Origin of the sequence: Cohnella xylanilytica, assembly GCF_014212175.1 — a bacterium.
Lineage (GTDB): Bacteria > Bacillota > Bacilli > Paenibacillales > Paenibacillaceae > Cohnella > Cohnella xylanilytica.
On the sequence record NZ_JACJVR010000106.1, the window covers coordinates 47,547 to 71,754 of the forward strand.

14 protein-coding genes and 1 pseudogene are annotated in these 24,208 nt (G+C 60.9%); 12 read left to right on the top strand and 3 right to left on the bottom strand.

Annotated features, from left to right (window positions below; translation table 11 throughout):
• Positions 1–27: 27 nt before the first annotated feature.
• Entirely contained in the window at positions 28–735 is a 708-nt protein-coding gene (locus H7B90_RS26110; RefSeq protein ID WP_185138838.1) for a DNA alkylation repair protein, read from the bottom strand.
• Between the two features lie 643 nt (positions 736–1,378).
• Between H7B90_RS26110 and H7B90_RS26115 the strand changes: the two genes are divergently transcribed.
• The 5 genes from H7B90_RS26115 to H7B90_RS26135 all read left to right on the top strand — a co-directional run bounded on the left by H7B90_RS26115 (position 1,379) and on the right by H7B90_RS26135 (position 6,912).
• Positions 1,379–1,759, top strand: a complete 381-nt coding sequence (locus H7B90_RS26115; protein WP_246578704.1) for a helix-turn-helix transcriptional regulator — start codon at positions 1,379–1,381, stop codon at positions 1,757–1,759.
• 163 nt (positions 1,760–1,922) lie between these two features.
• Complete coding sequence (locus H7B90_RS26120) at positions 1,923–2,513, top strand: TetR/AcrR family transcriptional regulator (protein WP_185138839.1); 591 nt, start codon at positions 1,923–1,925, stop codon at positions 2,511–2,513.
• 284 nt (positions 2,514–2,797) lie between these two features.
• Positions 2,798–4,003, top strand: a complete 1,206-nt coding sequence (locus tag H7B90_RS26125) for an MFS transporter (RefSeq protein WP_185138840.1) — start codon at positions 2,798–2,800, stop codon at positions 4,001–4,003.
• A gap of 57 nt (positions 4,004–4,060) precedes the next feature.
• Positions 4,061–4,681 (top strand): TetR/AcrR family transcriptional regulator, encoded by a 621-nt coding sequence (locus H7B90_RS26130; RefSeq protein ID WP_185138841.1) that lies wholly within the window; start codon positions 4,061–4,063, stop codon positions 4,679–4,681.
• 80 nt (positions 4,682–4,761) lie between these two features.
• A complete protein-coding gene (locus H7B90_RS26135; protein ID WP_185138842.1) occupies positions 4,762–6,912 on the top strand; it encodes an MMPL family transporter in 2,151 nt (716 codons plus the stop codon).
• 92 nt (positions 6,913–7,004) lie between these two features.
• Here the strand turns inward: H7B90_RS26135 and H7B90_RS26140 are convergent, their stop codons facing one another.
• Positions 7,005–7,787 (bottom strand): helix-turn-helix domain-containing protein, encoded by a 783-nt coding sequence (locus H7B90_RS26140; RefSeq protein ID WP_185138843.1) that lies wholly within the window; start codon positions 7,785–7,787, stop codon positions 7,005–7,007.
• Between the two features lie 212 nt (positions 7,788–7,999).
• On the opposite strand from H7B90_RS26140, the gene H7B90_RS26145 reads away from it, so the two are divergent.
• The 6 genes from H7B90_RS26145 to H7B90_RS33500 all read left to right on the top strand — a co-directional run bounded on the left by H7B90_RS26145 (position 8,000) and on the right by H7B90_RS33500 (position 21,909).
• On the top strand, positions 8,000–10,267 hold the full coding sequence (locus H7B90_RS26145) for an AraC family transcriptional regulator (RefSeq protein ID WP_185138844.1): 2,268 nt from the start codon (positions 8,000–8,002) through the stop codon (positions 10,265–10,267).
• A gap of 303 nt (positions 10,268–10,570) precedes the next feature.
• On the top strand, positions 10,571–11,536 hold the full coding sequence (locus tag H7B90_RS26150) for an ABC transporter permease (RefSeq protein ID WP_185138845.1): 966 nt from the start codon (positions 10,571–10,573) through the stop codon (positions 11,534–11,536).
• Positions 11,537–11,550: 14 nt separating this feature from the next.
• The gene (locus H7B90_RS26155) at positions 11,551–12,450 is read left to right on the top strand and encodes a carbohydrate ABC transporter permease (RefSeq protein ID WP_185138846.1); all 900 of its coding nucleotides are present in this window, start codon (positions 11,551–11,553) and stop codon (positions 12,448–12,450) included.
• Positions 12,451–12,512: 62 nt separating this feature from the next.
• A complete protein-coding gene (locus tag H7B90_RS26160; protein WP_185138847.1) occupies positions 12,513–14,180 on the top strand; it encodes a type 2 periplasmic-binding domain-containing protein in 1,668 nt (555 codons plus the stop codon).
• Between the two features lie 108 nt (positions 14,181–14,288).
• The gene (locus H7B90_RS26165) at positions 14,289–15,344 is read left to right on the top strand and encodes a glycoside hydrolase family 88/105 protein (protein ID WP_185138848.1); all 1,056 of its coding nucleotides are present in this window, start codon (positions 14,289–14,291) and stop codon (positions 15,342–15,344) included.
• A 160-nt stretch (positions 15,345–15,504) separates the two neighbouring features.
• Positions 15,505–21,909, top strand: coding sequence for a rhamnogalacturonan lyase family protein (locus H7B90_RS33500; protein WP_311772815.1), 6,405 nt, complete (start codon positions 15,505–15,507; stop codon positions 21,907–21,909).
• Positions 21,910–22,082: 173 nt separating this feature from the next.
• On the opposite strand, the pseudogene H7B90_RS26175 reads toward H7B90_RS33500, so the two are convergent.
• Positions 22,083–23,206 (bottom strand): annotated as a pseudogene (locus H7B90_RS26175) (glycoside hydrolase family 88/105 protein).
• Positions 23,207–23,357: 151 nt separating this feature from the next.
• Here H7B90_RS26175 and H7B90_RS26180 point away from each other — a divergent pair.
• Complete coding sequence (locus tag H7B90_RS26180) at positions 23,358–24,197, top strand: AraC family transcriptional regulator (protein WP_185138849.1); 840 nt, start codon at positions 23,358–23,360, stop codon at positions 24,195–24,197.
• The last annotated feature ends 11 nt before the right edge of the window (positions 24,198–24,208 follow it).

Below are 24,208 nucleotides of genomic sequence, written 5' to 3' on the forward strand. Positions count from 1 at the left end.
AGTCGTTGTCGTCGTTATGATTGGCTCCTAACACCTTACATACTTGCGTTTGAATCCGAGCTGCCCTCGGGTTACCGCCTTTTGAATATTTTCGGAAGCGTTCAGCCATTTGCTTTTGCCTTTATCTTTGTAGATCTCCACCGGACCGACCGTCTTCGCCGTCTCGACCGCTTGCTCGTGAAGCGGCATATAGGAAGTCGCCGCCGTGTAGATGAAGTTATTCATGGCGGACTTCGTTCGATCCGGCGCGTCGTGAATCGTTTTCTCCACCGTCTCTAGCATCCCGGCGAGCTTGCTCTCGGCAAACTCGCGGTCCGCCCGGCTGCCCAAGAGCCAGCAATAGCAGCTCCAGCCGGCCGACATTCGGAGCTCCTCGCCGCTTGCGATCCACTTATCGGACACTTCCTGCGCGATATCGGCCTCCGCCAAAGTCACCGCGACCACATAATCGGACAGCATGTAAAAATAAGCCCCGTCCATCCAACGCTCGAAATCCTCTTCCGTCATCGCCTTCGGATCCGCAATGACGCCGGCGAAGTACATGGCGTCGTAGTTCCCCGTGGCGTACAGCTGCTCGGCCAGAGCCTGATCGATTTTGATCTTCTTCGCGATCGGCTTCATATCGCCGGTGGCGACGCCGAACAGCGGCTCGCGGGCGCCGTTGGACACGTACATCTTCTTGAGCCGTTCCTTGCCGAGAGCTTTGAGCTCTTGCATAACCGATTCTACGTTCATGGCTAACCCCTTCTTTCTTAGGCTCTTGCATTGTATTTTACACGATTCTGGACGGGGGGGCGTTGGCGTTTTTTTTCTACTATTGAACCATTCACATACAAGATCCGTGATTTCTGCTTGGGTACCTATCTTGACATAGATCGTATCTGGTGGAAGCCCGCGGGTAATGAAGGGGCCCGGCGGGCCCCAATTCGCCGACGCTGAAGGTTTCGCAGCAGCCAGGAGGGTGGCGGATAAATTTGTGTGATTTTTCGAATAGCATCACTGAAATCATCCGTGCAAATGAGCTTTTGTACGATATTTCGTACAACATCCGAGCAAGGTGCCATATCGAGGAAGAATTTGTACGATTTTTCATCCATCATTCAAGTAAGATGCCTTTTCGAGAAGGGGCGTACGTTTTTTCGTGCCCATTCAAGCATAGCGCCTCCTCGAGGCAGACGGGACCCTATCAAAATCGAACAGGACCATTTCGCCAACAGACTTCTCGGAATAGGGGATTCGGGAGCCGGGTTTAGGAAAATCGAGGGGAAAACCGGGCTTCCGGCACGAAATAGCGTCTATACGATTCGTTAGAATCGAAAAAACCTGATTTTCGGCGTAATAGCGTCTCCTCGATTCGTTAGCCGTCCCGTCGAAGTTCGTGCGTCCGTACCTTCGGGAGCTCGGCGACCGTCTCGACGGTCAATTCAAGATGATCTCGGAAGCGGTCATCGGCCCGATCCGCCGGGAGTTCGATACGAACCTGACGCTCGAGAGCTGCTCGGCCCGCATCAACTATCACCCTCACTATGTGAGCCGCATGTTCCGGAAGGAGACGGGCGTCAACTTCGGCGAATACTTGACGCAGTATCGGATCGAGATGGCCAAGCGATGGCTGAGGGAGTCCGACCTGAAGATCGGCGAGATCGCCGAGCGATTGCAAACTAACAACGCCGCCAACTTCATTCGTTCCTTCCGCAAAATCGTGGGAATCACGCCGGGGCGCTACCGCGAGCAAGGGAGCGAGCGATATCCGGTATAAGCCGTCGATACGGAGCCGGACGATCCGAGAACGGATTCGTCCGGCTTGTTCGCGATTTGCGGAACAGGGATGTTTTTCCTTGAGTTGCGAAGTTCGCTTTATTCGCCTATAATACCGAATAAACGTTCAGTATTATGGTCGATTGCGAAGGGGGGCGATCCGGATGAACAAGAAGCAGCAGCAGACCGAGCAGACGAAGAGGAGAATAGCCGACGCTTCCCGGGCTTTATTCGTCAAGAAGGGCTACAAAGCCACATCGATCGAAGACATCGTGAAGGCCACCGGATGCAGCGCGGGCAACATTTATTATCATTTCAAAAGCAAGGAAGGCTTGTTCCTGCATCTGATCGGGGAGTGGGACCGGGAATGGGAGGAGAAGTGGCTGGCCAAGGAGCCGCTCTATCCGACCGTAACCGATAAGCTGTACGGAATGGCGGAGCATCTGGCCCGGGAGCAGATCAATCACCCGCTGACGAAGGCTATCGACGAGTTCTTCAACAACTCGGAGAAGGATTCGGAAGCGGAAGAGCGGATCGGGGAGATGGTCCAAGGATACATTAACTTCAATAAGCAATTATTGCAGCGGGGCATCGACAGCGGGGAATTCAAGCCGGCCGACGTCACCGGTCTGGCCGTCATTCTCGACAGTCTGCTGTACGGCCTAAGCCTGCACGCCCGGCACATGGAACAGTCGCAAGCGCTGGCGGCTTATCGGCTGGCGATGGACGTGTTTTTGGGCGGGATTGCCAAGTAGGGCGACGCGGCTCTTATGACCGTCCGATGAGATAGGAAGGGCCGTTGCAATCGGAATCGGAATCCCTTGGCTTCGGCTCATAAGCCCCGTTCTGCGATTCGTTCGAAGCGAAATCCTTCATTTTGGGCGAAATAGCGTCTCCTTGATTCGTTAGCCGCCCTCAACCCATCGAAACGGGAAACCGGAACCGGGAACCGGGCAAAAATAGAGAACGTCATTTTTTTTTCGCCACATCTAGAATAAATATTCAGTATGCATGCGAATCAGGAGGATTCATTACGATCATGGCACTCTTTCTCAAAAACCGCGGGGCACTGCCGATTCTGATGCTCAATCTGTTCCTGGTGTTCACCGGGATCGGTCTTATCATTCCGATTATGCCGAAGTTTATGAACGAATTGGGCATCGGCGGGAGCACGATGGGCCTGCTCGTCGCGACGTTCTCGCTGACGCAGTTCCTCTTCTCGCCGTATGCCGGCCGTCTGGCCGACACCTACGGAAGGAAGCGGATGATCGTCATCGGCATGCTCGTGTTCGCCTTCTCCGAAGCGCTGTTCGGGATCGCGAGCTCTTCGTTCCTGCTGTTCGTCTCCCGGATGCTCGGCGGCGTCAGCGCCGCGATGATCATGCCGGCCGTCATGGCGTACGCGGCGGACATGACGTCGGACGAAGAGCGCGCGGCCGGAATGGGGTACATTAACGCTTCGATCACGACCGGATTTATTATCGGGCCCGGCATCGGCGGCTACATCGCCGAGTTCGGCATCCGCGCGCCCTTCTACGCCGCGGGAATCGGCGGGGGCGTCGCCGCGGGCATCACGCTGCTTTTCCTCCGGGAATCCCTGCCCGCCCAAGCGGCTCCGGCCGATTCCGGCCAGACGGCGGCCGCGGCGCCGAAGATCGGCCTGCTGACCCAGCTGAGAAGCTCCTACCGGGAGCCCTACTTCCTCAGCTTGATTATCGTGTTCGTCATGTCCTTCGGGCTCGCCAACTTCGAGACGGTGTTCGGCCTGTTCGTCGACCACAAGTTCGGGTTCGATCCCCAGGACATCGCCTTCATCATTACGTTCGGTTCGATCGCGGGCGCGGTCGTGCAGCTGACGATCTTCAGCTGGATTCTGAACCGCTTCGGAGAGAAGCGCGTCATCTCGGTTTGCCTTCTGTTCGCCGGAATCTTCATTCTGATGACGCTGTTCGTCCATCGGTTCTGGCTGATCTTCGCCGTTACCTTCATCGTGTTCCTGGCGATCGATATTTTGCGCCCGGCGATCGGGACCCAGATGTCGAGGCTGGCGAAGGACGAGCAAGGGTACGTGGCCGGTCTGAACTCCGCCTTCACGAGCCTCGGCAATATCGCGGGGCCGATCGTGGCCGGATTCCTGTTCGACCGCAACGTCAATTATCCGTACACGCTCGCGTGCGTCGTCCTGCTGATCTCCTTCGGGTTCTCGCTGCGGGCGGGGGCACGGAAGGAACGGGCGGTTGCTTGACGGCCGCGGATCGATTACAATAAGGTCATTCTGCGAATAGTAAACGGGTGTTTACGAATGCAAACGTTAAAAGAAGACGTCAACCGACGGATCCTGTCCGCCGCGCTGAACGAATTCGAACAACAGGGGTACGCCCAATCGTCCATGAGACGAATCGCCGCGGAGGCCGGGGTGACGGCGGGCAACATTTACCGTTACTACAAGGGCAAGGAGGAATTGTTCCAAGCGCTCATCCGGCCTACGTACCTCCAATTCATGGATTTGGTCCGCTTGATCCAGACGGAGGTCGACCGGGTGTTCGCTTCGGCCGGAGGCTTCCCGGAGCAGATGGAGCTCGTCGACGACACGTTCGATCGCCTGATCACCCTCCTCGAGGAGTCGAGCAAGGAGACGAAGATTCTGCTGACACTCAGCCAAGGCTCCGCCTTCGAGCACGCCAAGCAAGAGCTGACGGATATTATCGCCCAGATATTCAAGCGGGTCATGACCCGCCGGGAAGGGGACAGCGGCCCTAGCGCAACGAATGCCGCGACGGCCGTAACCATATTAGCCGCAACGATTGTGGAGGGGGTATGCATCACGCTGCAGAACGTCGAGGAACGCGAACAGATCCGTTATTCCGTCTTGGAGTTGGCTGCCGTATTCAGCGCCGGGCTTAAAGATAAGGCGAAGAGGTAGCCTTCTCTTTTTGTCCGAAAAATGAACGCTCGTTTACTTATGAGTTCCATTATTTCGGAAGGAAAGCAGGGATTTTAAGCATGGCAAAGTTACTGTACCGTATCGGAAAAGGGTGCGTTCGGCGTCCCTTGGCCGTCATTCTCGTCTGGATCGCGATCTTGGGAGGAACCGCGGCGCTCGGCACGATCTGGAAAGGTCCCGTCAGCAACGATATGTCCATCCCGGGCACCAAAGCGCAGGAAGCGTTGGATCTGCTCAAGGAGGAATTCCCGCAAGCGACGGGCGGAACGATCCGGCTCGTCTTCGCCTCCGAGAACGGAGCGCTTGACGCCGCGGATCGCCGCCAAGCGATCCTAAGCGCTCTCGAGGAGATTCGGAAGGACCGGGCGGTGCTGAACGTCGCCGATCCGTTCGCGACGGGGACGTTGAGTCCGGATAAAAGCATCGGGTACGCCGACGTCATGTACAACGTCCCGGCAATGGAGGTAAGCGAAGACTCCAAGGAGCGCATTCTCGACGCCATCGAATCGACCCGGGCCGCCGGGGTTCAGACCGAGCTGGGCGGCGACGTGGCCATGTCCGAGCTGGAGATCATGGGCGTCTCCGAGATTCTCGGCATCGTATTCGCCTTCGTCGTGCTCATCATCACATTCAAGTCCATCCTGGCCGCCGGGCTGCCGATCGCCACGGCGATCGTCGGCGTCGGCATCGGCATGATGAGCGTCTATTACAGCGCGAACTTCTTCTCGATCACGAACACGGGCACCATCCTGGCCGTCATGCTCGGGATCGCGGTCGGAATCGACTACGCCCTGTTCATTATCTCGAGGCATCGCCAGCAGATGGCGGAAGGGCTGGACGCGGCGGAGTCGGTCGCCCGGGCCAACGCCACCGCCGGCAGCGCGGTCATCTTCGCCGGGCTGACCGTCATCATCGCCCTGGCCGGTCTCTCCATCGTCAACATTCCGTTCCTGACCGTCATGGGGCTCGCCGGAGCGCTGACCGTCCTCATCGCCGTCGCCGTCGCCGTCACCCTGCTGCCGAGCGTTCTCGGCTTGGCCGGTTCCAGGCTTGCGCCCAAGGCGCCGAAGCAAGGCCGCGGCATGAGTAAGGACAAAAAGCCGTTCGCTTACAAGTGGGGCCGATTCGTCTCCCGGTACCCGGTTCCCGTCGCCGTCGTTATTATCGCGCTGCTTCTCGTCGTCGCCCTGCCCGCCCGGCATATGGAGCTCGGGCTGCCCGACAACGGCGCCAAGCCGGCCGATTCGACGGAGCGCAAGGGGTACGATCTGCTGTCCAAGGGCTTCGGCCCGGGCTTTAACGGCCCGCTCGTCGTCGTCGTGAAGGGCGGCGGAACGGGGAACGTTCTTCAAGATGCGGCCGCCGAGGCCGAGAACATCAAGCAGCTTCCGAACGTAGCCGTCGTGTCTCCGCCGATTCCGAACCAGAAGGGCGATCTCGTCCTGCTGAGCGTCATTCCGCTAACCGGTCCGAACGATAAAGCGACGAAGCGGCTCGTTCACGACATTCGCGGCCTGGGCGACAAGCTCATGGTCACGGGGACGACGGCGATCAACATCGATATCTCCGAACGGCTGAACGACGCGTTCCCGATCTTCGGCGCCGCCATCGTCGTGCTTGCGTTCATTCTGCTGACGCTGGTCTTCCGGTCGCTGCTCGTTCCGATCAAGGCGATTCTCGGCTTCGGCCTCTCCATCATTGCCACGCTGGGCGCGGTCGTCTATATTTTCCAGGACGGCCATCTGGCGGATCTGTTCGACGTCTCGAGCTCCGGCGTCATTCTGTGCTTCCTGCCGATTCTGCTCACGGGCGTGCTCTTCGGGCTGGCGATGGACTACGAGGTGTTCCTCGTGAGCCGCATGCGCGAGGAGTTCACGCACAAGGGCCAGGCGAAGAACGCCGTCGTGGACGGAATGGGGCTGAGCGGCCGGGTCGTCACGGCGGCGGGGCTCATCATGATCTTCGTGTTCGGCAGCTTCATCTTCGCGGACGACCCGATGATCAAGGTGATGGGCTTCTCGCTCACGGCGGGCGTTCTGATCGACGCGTTCCTCGTGCGGATGACGCTGGTTCCCGCGATCATGGCTCTGCTCGGACGCTCCGCCTGGTACTTGCCGAAGCGGCTGGGCCGCATTCTGCCGAACGTCGACATCGAAGGCGAATCGATTCGCGAGGAGCTGGAGAAGCCGGCGTCTCGGGCAGCTGTTTAAACAGCAGCAACTCCACGAAAAAAAACGCTCTTCGGAGCGTTTTTTTTTCGTGCGATTCGCCTTTATGCGTATTGTCGCTGCGACGCAACTCCCTAAGAAGTCGTTCCGGCCTTGTATTGGCCCGGGGTGACGCCGACGAACTTCTTGAACTGGCGCATGAAGTGGGTGTCGTGCTCGTAGCCGCACAGGGCGGCGACCTGCGAGACCGAATAGGCGCTGTGCTGCAGAAGATACTTGGCGTACTCGAGCCGGCCGGCGATGATGTCGGCGACGACGGAGCAGCCGAACAGTTCCTTGTAGAGATGTTGAAAATAAGACGCGCTGAGGCCCAGCCGAGAGGCGAGCTGGTCCACGGAATAGCGCCGCTGGGGCGAATTGAACAGCTCGTCGCGAAGCTCCGAGAACTGGCGGTAGTAGCGGCCCTGCTTCTCGGTCAGGGACAGGTCCCGCAGGTTGCTCAGCTTCATGAGGAGCGACCGGATCTCGCCGTCGAGAATGCGGTTCTTGAGCGGTCCGCCCGTCTTCCGGATCCGGTGCATCTCCATGACGCTCCTGGAGATGAGCGAAGGGTCGGTGGCCGGGAGGAGCGTGTCCGCCGGAAGCCGGAGCTCGTCCAGCAGGGGGCCCATCTCCTCGCCGGCGCAATGGAACCAATCGTTCACGAACGGAAGCTCCGATTCGCGATACGAGTGGGGGGTCGAGGGACCGAACAGGATATAGGAGTCCCTCTCGCAGATCGTCCGCATGCGGCCCGCGGCGACGACGGACCGGTTCCGGAAGAAGACGAAGGCGTAGTCGCCCGAGCCATGAGGGCGGTCGATGAAGATTCCCTCCGGATGGACGTAGCGATATCCGCATCCCAGCAGTTCGATCATTCCCAGGTCAGCTCCCCGATCGATGAATCGTTCCCGATCCCCGAATCTCCTAATCGTTGTAAAAAAAGCAGAATAGGTCAGTTTATATCATCATAGTCGATTGTCGCCCCCCTCACAATCGGATACAATATTTCATTGATGCTTGTACGGCAAAACGCAATGTTGCGCACTTATAAATAAAAGCGCTTACAAACGTGAAACGGGGGAGCTTCATGACACGGGTACCGATGATGCTGCAGCTGGCGCTGATCCTGTTCTGCGTCATGGCCGTTCCGACGGCCGTCCTGACCTGGTATAGCGGTACGCAAATTCTGCGGAATTCGGAGAGCGCCATCGCCGAATCGTCGCTGGCGGGGCTGAACGCCAACCGCAAGCTGAACGAGAACGCGCTGAACAACCTGGCCCAGGACGCCGTCCGTCTGGCCGCGACCAATATTTTCGACCGCATCCGCAATTACGAGACGTACTCCGAGCTGAACTCGAATTACAACTACGTGAGCAGCGCGCTGACCGTTCTGAAGGAGCTGGTCAACCTGAACCACCGGGTGGACGGCGTCTACTCCTCCTACTTCCTGCTCGAGGGAGCGGATTACGTCGTCTCGACGGACAAAGGCATTACGCCGCTGAAGCGCTACGAATCGATCGAATGGATCGACGAAGCGCTGGAAGGGCGGAGAGGGATCGGCGGGGTATGGTACCCGCGCACGCTGTCGTCGGGAATCCCGGTCCTCTCGTACGCGCTGCCTCTCAACCGGCTGTCGACCACGACCCGGGGGACGATCGTCGTCAATCTCCGGGAGAGCCAGATGGGAGACTATCTGCGCTCCTCGGAGCCCGGCAAGCACGGGTACCTGCTTATGCAGCCGGACGGCACGATCCTCTCGCACAACGACAAGTCGCTGCTCTATACGAACGGCCGCGAGCTTCCCTTCATCCGAGAGATTCTGGACGGAGGAACGAAGGAAGGCTACGCGTTCCATGAGCTCGAGGGGGAGCGGCTGCTCTATACGTGGTCCCGCTCGCCGCTGTTCGGCTGGTGGAACGTCAACCAATATTCGGTCGACGAGCTGATGACGAAGACGCATTCGCTGCAGCGAAGCATCATTCTGATCACCGCCATTATTATTTTCGTCGGCACGGCCTTGACCGTCTTCCTCGCCACTTGGCTGTCCAGGCCGGTGCGGAAGCTGGTCCGGACCGTCCGGTCCAACCGCAATCTGGGGGTTCCGGCCAAGAACGAGCTGGCCTTCCTCGACGCGGCGTTCCGGCGGATGCAGGAAGAGGAAGAGGGACTTCACAGGCTGCTTCGCGAGCGCGAGCAGGATACCCGCAGCCTCGCCGTCCATAACCTGCTGCGGGGCGAAGTGACGGAGCAGATCGCCGAGATGTTCCCGGAGCCGTTCTATCGGGTGGCCGTCGTCTCCATCGACCGCTACAGGCGTTACGTCGGCAAGACGAACCCGGAGACCCGCGTCTACCACCGGTACCATCTCGTCGCCAACGCCGAGAGCCTGTTCCCGGACGGCGTCCGCGCGAGGTGCGTCTATCAGGGGGAAGGCTGCTTCGCCGTCGTCCTCAACTACGGGCCGGACGAAGCCGGCTTCGGCCTCGAGGAGATGAAGGCGACGCTCGCCTCGATTCGCGACATGGCGACGGAGCTGCTCGGCCATACCGTGACGATCGGCGTCAGCGGTCCGGCGGAGACGGGCTCCGAGGCGTCGGATCGGCTGGCGGAAGCGATGGAAGTCGTCAAGCATCGCATGATCGAAGGCAGCGGGGGCATCACGTTCTGGAGACCGGAAGCCGACGGCGGCAAGAAATATGTTTATCCCGCCAACAGCGAGAGGCGCATTCTGAACTTCCTCGACGCCGGGGATCTGGACAGCATCGTGGGCGAGCTGGCGGCCATCCGGAGCGAGATTCATTCCGTCGACTATATCTCCTACGACAACATCCTGTTCATTTATAACCAATTGGTCGGCGTCACGATCAAGCACCTGAGGGAGAACAGCATCAGCACGTCGCGAATCTTCTCCGGGCGGAGGAACGTCTATTCCGCCATCGCCTCCTTCGACACGCTCGACGAGGTGGAGGACTATCTGCGCGAATTTTTCGGCGACATCATCCAGTACCTGGCCCGCAACAAGAGCGAGGAGAATTACGGGGAACGGATCATCCGTTATCTGGAGGAGAATTACCGCAAGGACGTCGCGTTCGAAGAGATGGCGAAGGAGATCGGCATCAGCTATTCCTACATGCGCAAGATCGCGTACGAGCTGACGGGCCAGAGCCTGATCGATTATACGAACAAGCTGCGAATCGAGAGCGCGAAGAGGCTGCTGCTGGAATCGAATCTGACGATGACCCAGATCGCGTCCGAAGTCGGCTATGCCAACGTCCAGAGCTTCAACCGGTTCTTCCGCAAGTTCGAGGGAATGCCTCCGAGCAGCTACAAGGCGTCGAAGTCCCGCACCTCGTAACGGGAGACGCTGCCGGGGACGCTATCGATAGAGCTTCGACGGAGCTTCGATGGAGCTGCTCCCCTGGCCATCCGGGCCGCGGGACCGCTCCATTTTTGCTTATGCCTATCAAAAATGATTTTGAACTGCCGGTTTGGACGGGCGAATCGGCGATAGCGGCCGGGTCAAAATCAAAAATGACGGCCGGAATCAAAACTCAAGATTTACCGTTCGGGAGACCGGAAGGTATGATGCAGTCATAACCGAGCCGACGCAGCAAGCTTGCACCCGGCAAGGAAGTTCTTCGAGGGGGAGGTGAGAGATGTGAAAGTTGAAAGCGCTTCATCGAATGTTGAAACCGCTTTAAAACGTGTGAAGGCCGACAGCCGGGGAGCCGCCTATTATCTGCGAAGGGACTGGCAGCTGTATCTGCTCCTGCTGATCCCGCTATCCTTCGTGCTCGTGTTCAAATACGCGCCGATGTCCGGACTCGTCATCGCCTTCAAAGATTATAAGATCGCGAGGGGATTCTGGGGCAGCGAATGGGTCGGGTTCGAGGTGTTCAACCAAGTCTTCGCGAAGCCGGACTTCGGCCGGGCGGTCCGCAATACGCTGCTGCTCAACAGCCTCGATCTCGTCTTCAGCTTCACGATGCCCATCGTGCTCGCGCTGCTGCTGAACGAGGTGCGGAGCGTCCGCTTCAAGCGCGTGAACCAGACGCTCCTGTATTTGCCGCACTTCCTGTCCTGGGTCATTATCGGGGCGATCGCCTACCAGCTGCTCGCCGAAGGCAACGGCGTGGTCAACAATCTGATCGAGATGATGGGCGGCAAGCGCGTTCCGTTCCTGCAGGAAGACGCCTATTGGCTCGTCAGCTACGTGGCGATCGGCGTCTGGCAGAGCATGGGGTGGGGAACCATCCTCTACCTCGCCGCCATGAGCGGCATCAACCCCGAGATGTACGAGGCGGCCATCGTCGACGGCGCGGGGCGTTGGCGGAAAATATGGAACGTCACGCTTCCTTCGATCCGCGTGACCATCGTGACCTTGCTGATTTTGAATCTGGGCAAGGTGATGGCCGGCTCGTTCGAGCGGGTGCTCGCCCTGCAGAACAAGGCGACCACGGAGTATTCGACCACGATCGAGGTCCTCGTGTACCGTTGGGGGCTCGAGGGCGGGAACTTCAGCCGCGCGACCGCGATCGGCTTGTTCCAGGCCGTCGTCGGGCTCGTGCTCGTGCTTGCGGCGGACCGCGTCGCCAAGAGACTCGGCGACGACGGAGTGATCTAGAGAGGAGGCGAACCATGAGAGCACCCGCCGGAACCCTGGCCGCATCGCGCAGAAGGCGCTTCGACATCTGGGACGCGCTGATCCGCTTCGTTCTGATCGTCGCTTCGCTGGCGTGCCTGCTGCCGCTCGTTCACGTCGCCTCGAAGTCGTTCAGCTCGGATGCCTTCGTCATCGCGAACAAGGTATACCTATGGCCGAAAGGATTCACTATCGAGGCGTACAAGAAGATTTTCGCCGACGTCAGCATTCTGCGCTCCTTTTATATCTCGGTGCTCGTGACGGTCCTGTTCACCCTGCTCGGGATGATCATCACGATCTGCGCCGCCTACCCGCTGTCAAGGCCGCAGCTCAAAGGCCGCAAGGCGCTGACCTTTCTCTTCTTGTTCACGATGTACTTCAGCGGCGGCATCATCCCGGATTACATGCTGATGAACAATCTGGGCCTGCTCGATACGATCTGGTCCCTCATCCTGCCGCTGTCGTTCAGCGCGTACAACCTGCTGATCATGAAGTCTTCGATGTCCAACAGCATCCCGATCAGCCTGGAGGAATCGGCGCGAATCGACGGGGCGGGGCACTTCCGGATTCTGTGGAGCATCGTCCTGCCGCTGTCCAAGCCGATTCTTGCGACGTTGTCTCTCTTCTACGCGGTCGGGCGTTGGATCGCGTATCAGGACGCGCTTTTCTACATCAAGCAAAACGTCGATCTGAGGCCATTGCAGTTGAAGCTGTACTACCTGGTCATTCAGGCGAGCGAGAGCTTCCAGCTGGAAGCTGCCCAGGTCCAGCTCAGCAATCCCGAGGTGCTGAAGGCTTCCTGCGTCATCTTCGCGACGGTTCCGATTCTCTGCATCTATCCGTTCATCCAGAAGTACTTCGTCCAAGGGGCCATGCTGGGAGCCGTCAAGGAATAATCCAAGCAAGCTTGAACCGGTACCGTTACGAGAATCGAAAATTCGAAGATGGGGGAACAACGATGAGCAAAAAGAAAATCGGATCCATGGCGATGGCCGTATTCGTGGGCGCCGGCCTGCTGGCCGGCTGCTCGGGCAACGACAGCAATTCCAACGCGAGCGGCAGCCCGGCTTCCGGCGGATCGACGCCGTCCGCGAGCAATGTCGCGAGTCCGAGCGAGAGCGCGAAGGGCAGCTATCCCGATTATTCGAAGGGCTTCCCGGAGAAGGTCAATCTCGAGATTCCGGTCTACGAGCGGGCGTTCGAGGGCTGGAACGTCACCGACAACTACTACACCCGCTGGATCCAGAAGGAATTCGGCGACAAGTACAACGTCAACGTGAAGTTCGTGCCGATTACCCGCAGCAGCGAAGTGCAGGATTACGAGCAGCTGCTCGCGTCCCACAAGGCGCCGGACATCATCTTCCACTACGACATGCCTCAGGCGCTCGCCTATTACGGCGAGGACGTCATGCAGGAGCTGGATTGGAACGAGATCGAGAATTACGCTCCGACCTACTGGAAGAACATGAGCGAGACGATCAAGAAGTACGGCGCCGTGGACGGCAAGAACGTCTTCTTCTTCGCCGCGCGGCCGGAGGCGGACAACTTCACGTCGATTATCCGGAAGGACTGGGTCGAGAAGGTCGGCATGAAGGTCGAGGGCCTCACTTCCCTGGAGAAGTTCAACGAGATGCTCGTCAAGTGGAAGGAAGCCGGTCTCGGCGTCGCCGGCGAGAGCCTCAAGAAGAACAACTACAACTTCAATTACGCCTTCCGCGATTGGCCGATCGATCCGAAGCAGCGCGCGCTCTATTCCGATCTCGGCGTCGCGGATCTGACCACGCCCGCCACGGAGCGTTACTTGCGCAACCTGAACTATCAATACAATAACGGGCTCGTCGACAAGGAATTCTACCTGCGCGACGACGACAACAAGATCAAGGCCGAATTCGTGGCGGGCAAGACCGGCAACTACGGCTTCTATCTCGCCAGCAATACCGACGTTCTCTCGGCTACGCTCGCGAACAATCCGGGCGCCGAATTCGCCGTGCTTCCTCCGGGAGCGCTCGTTCCGGAGGGGTTCAAGCCGCAAGGTCGCGCCTACTGGCCGTTCGGCTTCATCATGGGCATCAACTACGAATCTTCCGCCCAGGAGCGCGCCGCCGTCTGGCTGTATCTCGAGTGGATGAGCCAGCCGAAGAACCTGTTCTTCCTGCAGAACGGCGTCGAAGGCCAGAACTACACGCTCGACGCCGACGGCATCGCCGTGAAGGTCCCGGACTTCGCGGGAGAATCCAAGCTGTCCAACAACAACAACAAGGACTACTGGGCTCTCGTCACCGAGATCGCGCAATATTCCACGCCGGAGCTGACCCGCAAGGCGAACATCCGCAACTGGGCGCCGGCCGGCTACGAGTATCTGGCCGAAGACCTGATCAAGTATTACGACCAGACGGCGGAATTCCGCACGCCGGACGCCCTGTTCACCGTCGTGCTCGACAAGGTGAACGAGTACAAGGCCGATCTGAACGCCCTGTTCCAGGAGCTGTACGTGAAGTGCGTCATGGCTCCGACCGATCAATTCGACGCGACCTACGAAGCGGCGAAGAAGGCTTACCTCGACGCGGGCTATCAAGAGATTCTGGACGAGAAGCAGAAGGCGATCGACGCCGGCAAGTTCAGCTAATCCGACAGCTCGCTCGATAGCTAACCCGACATAGGACCGACGGACCTTAAACCGATTGCCGGAGCCCCTGCCCCCAGCGGGGGCTCTGGATATGGAGGCATGAACCGGATGAAGATTCAAGCGGATGCGCAAGAGTTGAAGCGAACGATCGATCGAGCGGTCGAGTATACGTTCGGGATGGACCTCACCTGGGATTGGCCGGGCGGGGTCGCCTTCTACGGCGTCAGCCGGGCGTTCGAGGCGACGGGCGAGAAGGCGTATCTGGAGAAGATGGCCGCCTGGGTGGACGAATACCTCGAAGCAGGCCTTCCCGGCTGGACCGTGAACACGTGCGCCATGGGTCACATGCTGCTCACCCTCTACGAGCAGACGAAGGATCCGAAGTACCTCGAGCTGATCGACAGCAAGATCGACTACCTGGAGCATAAGGCGCTTCGATTCGGAGACCGGGTGCTTCAGCATACGGTGTCGGCCAACAACGATTTTCCCGAGCAATGCTGGGCGGACACGCTGTTCATGGCGGCGTACTTCATGCTTCGCGTCGGGGTCGCGAAGGGAGAGAAGCGGCTCGTCGACGACGCGCTGCATCAATTTTTGTGGCACATCAACTATCTGCAGGACGAGAATACCGGCCTGTGGTACCACGGCTACAACCATCTCAAGAAGGACCATATGTCCGGCATCTACTGGGCCCGCGCCAACGCCTGGGCGGCTTATACGATGTCCCGCGCGGCGAAGGGATTGCCGGAAGGCTATTTGTATCCCCCGATGATGCATATCTGGAGTTCGCTGCGCGACCAGCTCGCCGCGATCAAGCGATTGCAGAAGGAAGACGGCCTGTGGGGCACCGTTCTCGACTACCCGGAGGCGTACGGCGAAGTCTCGGCGACGGCCGGCATCGCGGCGGCGATGGTGACGCAGGGCAACCCGCTTCATTCGAAGCACGTCCAGAAGGCGCTGGACGGCGTCCTGGCCAATATCGCCGCGAACGGACGGGTCATGAACGTATCCGGCGGAACGGCCGTGATGAACGACATCGAAGGCTACCTCGGCATCGACCGGAAGTGGGCGCAGGGCTGGGGACAGGGACTCGCGCTGGCTCTGCTGGCCGCGGTGCTGGAGACGGTCGAAGCGAACGGGAGGAACCAGGCGACTCCGGACTGACGGGAGATGGAATGTGTTAGGAAAAGAGGAGGATAGCGGCATTTCCGGGAGAGGGGGTGGTGCCCGCTTCAGGCACCATGGGACAATTCATTTTCTTATTTTAGCCGAAAGAGAGGAGATTGCTTTGATAAGACGGATTCGAAAAACGGCGACTCTCGCGATGAGCTTCGCCATGGCGTTCTCTCTGGTCGTTCCCGGCGGGCTGGCGGCGCCGTCGACCGCCAGCGCGGAGGAGGGGGTCTCGGCGTTCGAGAAGAAATTCGATTTCGGCCCGGCGACGGGGCCGGTGATGGAAGGCTTCCTCCCGGTCGGCCCTGCCGATCTGTATACGGCCGAACGCGGCTACGGACTGGACCAGGAAGTCAATTCGCGCCTTCGCTCGGGAGGGACGGATCTGACGAACGACTTCGTGCTGGCGCCTTCGTTCGGCTTCCTGGCGGACGTGCCGAACGGCGATTACTTCGTCACGGTGTATTCCGGCGACCTGCTCGCGGGCACTTCGACGACGAAGCTGAACGTGACGCTGGAAGGGGTCGCCGCCGGCACCGTTCAGGCACGCCAATCCGTGAGCGAAGCCACGTTCCGGACGACGGTCGCGGACGGCCAGCTGACCGTCGGGCTGAGCGGCTCGGGCGGCGGCGGCGCTTACCTGAACGGGCTCATCGTCCGGGAAGCCGTCCCCGTTCCTCCCGCCGCACCGGATTCGCTCGCGGTCGCGGGCGTCGCCGTCCAGCCGCCGTCCGTGACGCTTCGGTGGAATAGCGTGGCGGACGCCGTCTCTTACAACGTGTATCGTTCGGAGGGGCAGGAAGGGCAGGAGGGAGGCGGCTTCGCGAAGCTCGATCAAGTATCCGGAACCTCTTATACGGATGCTTCGGTTGTCGCCGGCGGGGTTTACGCTTACCAGGTGACCGCCGTGAACGCGTCCGGCCTGGAGTCCGGGGCGAGCGCTCCGGTCTCGGCGGAGGTGCCCGAAGCCGGCGAGCCGCCGGGAGACGCGGAGCCGCTTCCGTCCGGATGGCCGCTGAAGCTGGACTTCGGCCCGGGCGAGACGGCCGAAGGCTACTTCGGCGTCCGGTCTCCGGTCGCTTACTCGCCGGAGCTGAAGTACGGCTTCGCCGATCCGTCGGCCGTCGTTCCGGGCGACGCGGGCACGGACGACGCGCTGAGGTCCGACTACCTGATGCCGGCGGGAACGACGTTTAACGTCGATCTGCCGAACGGCGATTACGCCGTGACGGTCACGGCGGGAGACGCGGGCGCCGCCACGGAGACCTCCGTCTCCGTCGAAGGCATGACCGCGAGCAAGATCGCGCTCACCGCGAAGCCGGCCGGCGAATACCTGGAGCAGACGTTCGAGGTCGCGCTCGTGGACGGCCAGCTGAACCTCGCCTTCGGCGGCGCCTCGCCGAAGATCAACGGCCTCGTCATCGAGCGGCTGCCGGAGCGGACCGCCGGCGAGACGCCGACCGTCTACATCGCGGGCGATTCGACCGTCCAGACCTACGACCCTTACTGGAAGCCGCAAGCCGGGTGGGGGCAGATGATTCCCCGCTACTTCTCGGCCGGCGTCGCCTTCAGCAATCAAGCGATCGGCGGACGCAGCTCGAAGTCGTTCCTGCTGGAAGGAAGGCTGGACGCGATCCTCCGGGCGATCAAGCCGGGCGATTCCTTCCTCATCCAATTCGGCCATAACGACGCTACGATCAGCATTCCCGAGCGGTACGCGTCGCCGGCCGATTACAAGAACTACTTGAAGACGTACGTCGAAGGCGCGCGCCAGCGCGGAGCGACGCCGATTCTCGTGACGCCGGTCGGCCGCCGGGATTACAACGCCGACACGGGCCGGTTTAACGTGAGCTTCCCGGAATATGTCGCCGCGATGAAGGAGCTCGCCGAAGAGCTGGACGTTCCGCTCGTCGATCTGAGCGCGCTCAGCCGGGAGTATTACGACACGATCGGGCCGGAAGGCACGCTGGCCGTGTTCCTGCACGTGCCGGCCGGCATTTCCGGGGCTTTTCCGAATGGCTCCCAGGATAACACGCACTTCCAGGAATACGGCGCCATCCAGATCGCGAGGCTGCTGTCCGGCGGAATCCGGGAGCTCGGCCTGCCGCTGTCGTCCTATGTGGCCGATACGGAGCCCCCGGCGGAAGCGCCGGCGAAGCCGACCGGCCTGACGGCCGGCAGCGTGAGCAACGCCGGCGCGGTGCTTCGCTGGAACCCGGTAGAAGGAGCGGATATTTACAAGATCTACCGCAAGCCGTCCTCGGAGACGGAGTATTCGCTTATCGGTACGGCGACCGTGCCGACGATCACGATTCAGGGCATGGCGGAAGGGCAGAGCTACGACGTCTACGTCACCGCCGTGAACGGCCGGGGCGAGTCCGCTCCGTCGGATGTCGTCGCGATCCGCACGAAGCAGGCGACGCTCAAGTTCGACTTCGGGCTGGCCGGTTCTCCCGTAATGGAAGGGTATACGGGAGTGAATCTCTCGACGGTGTATACGCCGGAGCTCGGATACGGCATCGTCGACCCGACCGGCATGATCGGCCGCGACCGCGCGACCGGATCCGATCTGCTGCGGGATTGGCTCGGCTACTTCAACGTCGGCTGGAAGTTCAACGTGGACGTGCCGAACGGCTTGTATTCGGTGAAGCTCTACGTGGGCGACTACTTGGGCAGCGCGAGAACGAGCGTGGCGATCGAGAACGTCGACTACGGCACCGTCTCGGCGGGAAGCCGGACGATCGCGGAGAAGGTGATCTCGCAGGCGTCGGTATCCGACGGCCAGCTCAGCTTCGCCTTCGGAGGCGCGACCGGCATCGTCAACGGGCTCGAGATCACGCCGATTCTGAAGGCCCCGTCCGAGCTTCGGCTGGAGGCCAAGAGTACCGATCCGGACCGGCCTTCGGTGTCGCTGGCGTGGACGGGTGTCGACGACGCGGCGAAGTATAACGTCTACCGCAAGGTAGAAGGGGAATCGAAGCCGGCGCTGCTGGGCAGCGCGACGGACGAGGCGTACACGGACGAATCGGCGGACGTCGGCATGACGTACGTCTACCAGGTGACGACGGTGGACGCCGCCGGAACCGAGACGGGGCCGTCCGCGGCACTTGCGGTATCCATGGTCGATCCGGCCGTGCCGATTCCCGAAGCGCCGGGTTCGCTCGCGATCGGCGCCGTCAACAAGAACGACCTGTCCTTCGCTTGGGAGCCGAGCGAAGGCGCGAAGACGTACAACGTCTACCGGTCCGAGAAGGCGGACGGCCCGTTCGCGCGGATCGGCAAGTCTCGCGAAGCGAGCTATACCGATACGACCGTGCTGACGACCATTCCGTATTATTACAAGGTCGCGGCGGTTAGCGCGGGCGGCGTCTCGGAGCTGTCCGAGACGCTTGAGACGCCGGCCGTCACGGTTCTGTACCGGCAGGCGGAATATTTGGACCGCGCCTTCGTCGCCGTCAAGCGGGAGGATGGCGTCTATCTCGGGTGGAGGATGCTCGGCACCGATCCGTCCGGCATCGCCTTCAACGTGTATCGGGACGGCGTCAAATTGAACGCCGAGCCGACCGCCGGAGCGACCAATCTGCTCGACGCGAACGGAACGGCTTCTTCCTTCTACGTCTTGAAGACCGTCGACGCGGCAGGCAAGGAGAGGACGGCTTCCAAGGAGACGGCCGTCTGGGGGACGAATCATCTGGCCGTACCGCTTCAGAAGCCGGAAGGCGGCATTACGCCGGCGGGCGAAGCCTATACGTACAGCGCGAACGATACGAGCGTCGGCGATCTGGACGGCGACGGCGTCTACGAGCTGATCGTCAAGTGGGATCCGTCCAACGCCCACGACAATTCCCAGGCCGGGTACACCGGCAACGTCTATCTCGACGCCTACAAGCTCGACGGCACGAGGCTGTGGCGCATCGATCTGGGCAAGAACATCCGGGCCGGAGCGCACTATACGCAATTCATGGTATACGACCTCGACGGCGACGGCCGAGCGGAGGTGGCGTTCAAGACGGCGGACGGCACGGTCGACGGGACGGGAGCGGTTATCGGGGAGGCGTCGGCCGACCATCGCAACAGCAGCGGCTATATTTTGCAGGGGCCCGAATATTTGACCGTGTTCGACGGGCTGACGGGCCGGGCGCTGACGACGACCGACTACGATCCTCCGCGCGGAGTCGTGGCGGATTGGGGAGACGCCTACGGCAACCGCGTCGACCGGTTCCTCGCGGCGGTCGCCTATCTGGACGGCGAGCGTCCGAGCTTGATTTTCAGCCGGGGGTATTATACGAGAACGGTCATCGTCGCTTACGATTACAAGGACGGGCAGCTGGTCAAGCGCTGGAAGTTCGACACGAACGACGAAGACATCGGCGCCGCTTACACGGCCCAAGGGGATCATAACCTGTCCATCGGCGACGTGGATCGGGACGGCAAGGACGAGATCACCTTCGGCGCCATGGCGATCGACGACGACGGAACGCCGCTCTACAACACCGGCCTCGGACACGGCGACGCGCAGCATCTGGGCGATCTCGACCCGAGCCGGCCGGGGCTCGAATTCTTCAACGTGCACGAGCATACGGATTCGCCGTACGGGATGGACTTCCGGGACGCCGAGACGGGCGAGGTGCTGTGGGGCGTTCGGACCGGCATCGATACCGGCCGGGGGATGTCCGCGGATATCGACCCGAATTACTGGGGCGAAGAAGTATGGGCGGCGACGATCACGAACGAGCAGCACATTCCGATCACCGGCTTGTACAGCGCGAAGGGAGAACTGATCAGCACGGCGATCCCGTCCTCGACGAACTTCGGCATCTGGTGGGACGGAGACTTGAGCCGCGAGCTGCTCGACGGCAACCATATCGACAAGTGGGATTACGACAACAAGTCGACGTACCGGCTGTTCACGGCCGAGGGAGCCTCGTCCAACAACGGCACGAAGGCGACGCCGAACCTGCAGGCGGACCTGTTCGGCGATTGGCGCGAAGAAGCGGTCTGGCGCAGCGCCGACAGCTCCGAGCTCCGGATTTACACGACGACCGACGTGACCGACACCCGCCTGCGCACGCTTATGCACGATCCGATCTACCGGCTCGGCGTCGCCTGGCAGAACGTCGGCTACAACCAGCCGCCGCATACGAGCTTCTATCTAGGGACAGGCATGGAAGAGCCGCCTGCGCCGAAGATCGTCGTCGCGGGAGGGCCGTCTTCGACCGACGGGGAAGCTCCCGTGACGACCGCCAGCGTCGAAGGCGAATCGCGGAACGGGTGGTACCGGTCGGCCGTTCAAGTGAAGCTGGAAGCGGCCGACGACGGTTCCGGCGTCGAAGCGACCTTCTTCCGCATCGACGGGGGAGAGGCGCAGACGGGAACGCGGGCGACGATCGACGCCGAAGGCCGGCATACGGTCGAATACTGGAGCGTCGATAGGGCCGGGAACGAGGAGGAGGCCAAGACGCTGTCCGTCGCGATCGACCTGACGCCGCCGACGGTCGAGATTCAAGGACAGTCGGAGTACACGATCGATCAGAGGGCGGCGATCTCGTACGCCGCGACGGACGCGGGCTCCGGAGTCGCCGAGCCTCATGGCTCCTTGCTCGAGTCCGAAGCCTACGACCTGGAACCCGGCCTGCACCGGGTGACCGCTTCGGTCTCCGACTTGGCGGGGAACACGACGAGCGTACCCTTCGCGTTCGGCGTTACGGCTACGTTCGACAGTCTGGCGGCGCTGACGGCCCGGTTCGCGGGCGGGTCGGAAGCTCCGAACGCGGACGAGGTCGCGCGGGAGCTCGCGCGCAAGCTGGAGCAAGCCGAGCAGGCGGCGAAGGAGCATCGGGGAGCCGAGGCGCGCAAGCTGCTCGAGGCTTACAGCCGGCAGGTCGAGGCGCATAGCGGCAAGGTATTCGCGGCCGGGCAGGCGAGCGTCTTGAAGAGGTGGGCCGCGTGGCTCGGCCAAGCGACGCCGCTCGCGAACGGCGCTCCCGGGAAGCCGGTTCTGTCCGACGATAATGGCCATGACACGGGGCTTCGAGACGGGGATTACGCGGTAACGATGAACCTGTGGTGGGGCTCGAACGGCACGGAGTTCAAGCTCTACGAGAACGGAGGGCTGATCCGCTCGGCGACGCTGCCCGACGAATCGCCGGCCGCCCAGACGGTGAAGACGGAAATTCGAGGCCGCGGGAACGGCGCTTACGTCTACACGTGCGAGCTGATCAATTCGTTCGGCACGACGAAGTGCGATTCCCTTACGGTGAACGTGACCGACGCGGCGCCCGGTCGGCCCGTCTTGTCGCACGACAATTGGGACGGGGACGGCAGCTACCGGATCTCCGCGAATCTGTGGTGGGGAACGAACGCCACCCGCTATGCCCTGTACGAGAACGGGACGCTGGTCGATTCGCGGGAGCTTGAGGCCCATACGCCGAACGCCCAATCCGCCGAGACGGCGATCGGCGGGCGGGCTCCGGGAACGTACGAGTACGCGGCCGTATTCGGCAATGAAGCCGGAGAGACCCGAAGCGCGACGCTCAAGGTTGCGGTGTCGAAATAGGCTAGAAGAAGGCTAGAAGAAGGCTAGTAGTAGGTTAGTAGAATGCTACTAGAAAGCTACTAGAAAGCTACTAGAAAGCAAGTAGAAGGCTAAAAGAAGGAAACGAGGAGTCGAGTACGAATAACCGGAAGGCGGCGCAGGGAGAACCTCCCTTGCGCCGCCTTGTGTTGTCGTCAGATCGGATTCGCCAGGCTCATCTCCGAGCACATGAGAATGAAGGCGCCCGCGCCGTGCAGGTCGTTCTCGCTCGTCGGACGGGCGATATAGTGCGCGTAGTCGCCGATCCCCGTGCCGATGCAGATCCGGCCGATGACGAGGCGGCCGTTCTCGTCGAACTTCAACGTATCGACGACGCCTTGGTACCCTCTCCAAGCCGCCTCCATATACTTCGGATCCAGATAGCCGAGCCGCACGGCCTTGGCGATAGCCTGGACGTATAGGGCGGTGCAGGAGCTCTCCAGCCAATTGTCCGGCCGGTCCCCCTTGTCGACGACCTGGTACCATAGGCCGGTGGCGGCATCCTGATACTCCGTCAGGGAGATCAGCAAATGTTGCAGAATCGCGACCAGCCTCGGCTTGTCCTTATGATCCTCCGGGAGATGGTCGAACATCTCCAGCAAGGCGACCGGGTACCAGCCGATGGCGCGTCCCCAGAATTCCGGAGCGAGGCCCGTGACGGGGTCGGCCCACGGCGCCGTCCGGGTCTCGTCCCACCCGTGGTACATGAGGCCGGTGACCGGGCCCTCGTATGCTGTTCCATCAAGATCGCTTGATAGGCCATCAGGTCGAAATAATCCGCGTCGCCGAACGTCCGGCCGAATTGAACGGCGATCGGGCCGGCCATGTACAGTCCGTCCAGCCACATCTGGTTCGGACAATGCCCCTTATGCCAGAACCCGCCGGACGGATTCGTCGGCCAATCCTTCAATAGCGGTACGAGTGTATGCAGCGCCTTCCTGTACCGCTCGTCTCCCGTCCGTTCGTAGAGGTTGAACAGAAGCACGCCCGGCTGGATGTCGTCCAGCTCGTCGGCGTTGAACTTCCGGATCGAGCCGTCCGGGAGCACCTGACTGTCCACCCACCTCTTGATGTACTCGTAATAAAGGCTCTTGCCGGTAATCCGCCAGCACTTCTCCATCCCCGACAGGAACACTCCTTGGTGGTAATGGAACCGGTCCGGCGGCAGCTTCTCCGGTTCGAACTTGGCCATCAGCGCCTCGCAGGCCAGCTCCGCCCACTGGATGGGGGAGAGCGTCTCCCTCTGCGCCTTCGTCGTCGAGAGCTCGGAAGAATTCATCGCGATCGTTCCTCCTCTATGGATTTACGTTTAGGGTAGCATCGTTTATTGTGCATTTTGTGCTGAAAACAATGAAATCTTCTTATATTTTGCGAGATCGGAATGGAGTCTTATAATAGGGAGACTAGAGGCGGAGGAGGCGGGGGACCGAATGGAAGAGTTGGCGTACGAGAACGAAGAGGGGACCTTCTCGGTATCGCACCGGAAGGCCCGCAGCCATCATATGCCGGCCAGCCACTTCCACGGCACGTTCGAAATCTACTATATGATGGCGGGCAGCCGGCTCTTCTTCATCCAGGATCGGACCGTGGCGGTGAACGAGGGAGAAGTCGTCGTCGTCTCGCCGAATATCCTTCATCGGACGACCGATGCGGCCTTGCCCGAACACGAGCGGCTCATCGTCAATCTTCACGAGACTATCATGGCCGCCGCGAACGGGTCTTATCGGGACGATCTGCGGCCGTTGTTCGAGAAGGAGTACGTGATCGCCCGCTGTCCCCTGCAGGATCGGCTCGTCATCGAGGCGATCGCGAGGCAGATCGCGCAGGAGATTCGGGAGAAGCGGCCGGGCTTCGAGATGTACGCGCGAACGCTGACCCTGCAGCTGCTCCTCGTCTGCTGCCGGCACGTTCGCCAGCTCGGCGCGGAAGAGGAGCCGGTCTCTCCGAGCCCGATGCACGAGAGAATCTCGGAGGTCGTCCGCTATATCAACGGCCACTACGCGCAGGAGCTGTCGCTGCCTCTTCTGGCGGAGAGGTTCTTCGTCAGCCCCTACTATTTGAGCCGCTTCTTCAAGGAAGCGACCGGCTTCTCGTTCGTGGAGTACGTGAACAGCGTCCGGATCAAGGAAGCGAAGAAGCTGCTGGAGCAGTCGACTCTGAAGGTCGGCCTGATCGCCCGGAAGGTGGGCTTCGGAAGCGTGACGCACTTCGGGCGGGTGTTCAGATCCGTCACCGGGCATGCTCCATTGTTTTACCGGCGGGGAAAATAAGGCGATCGGAC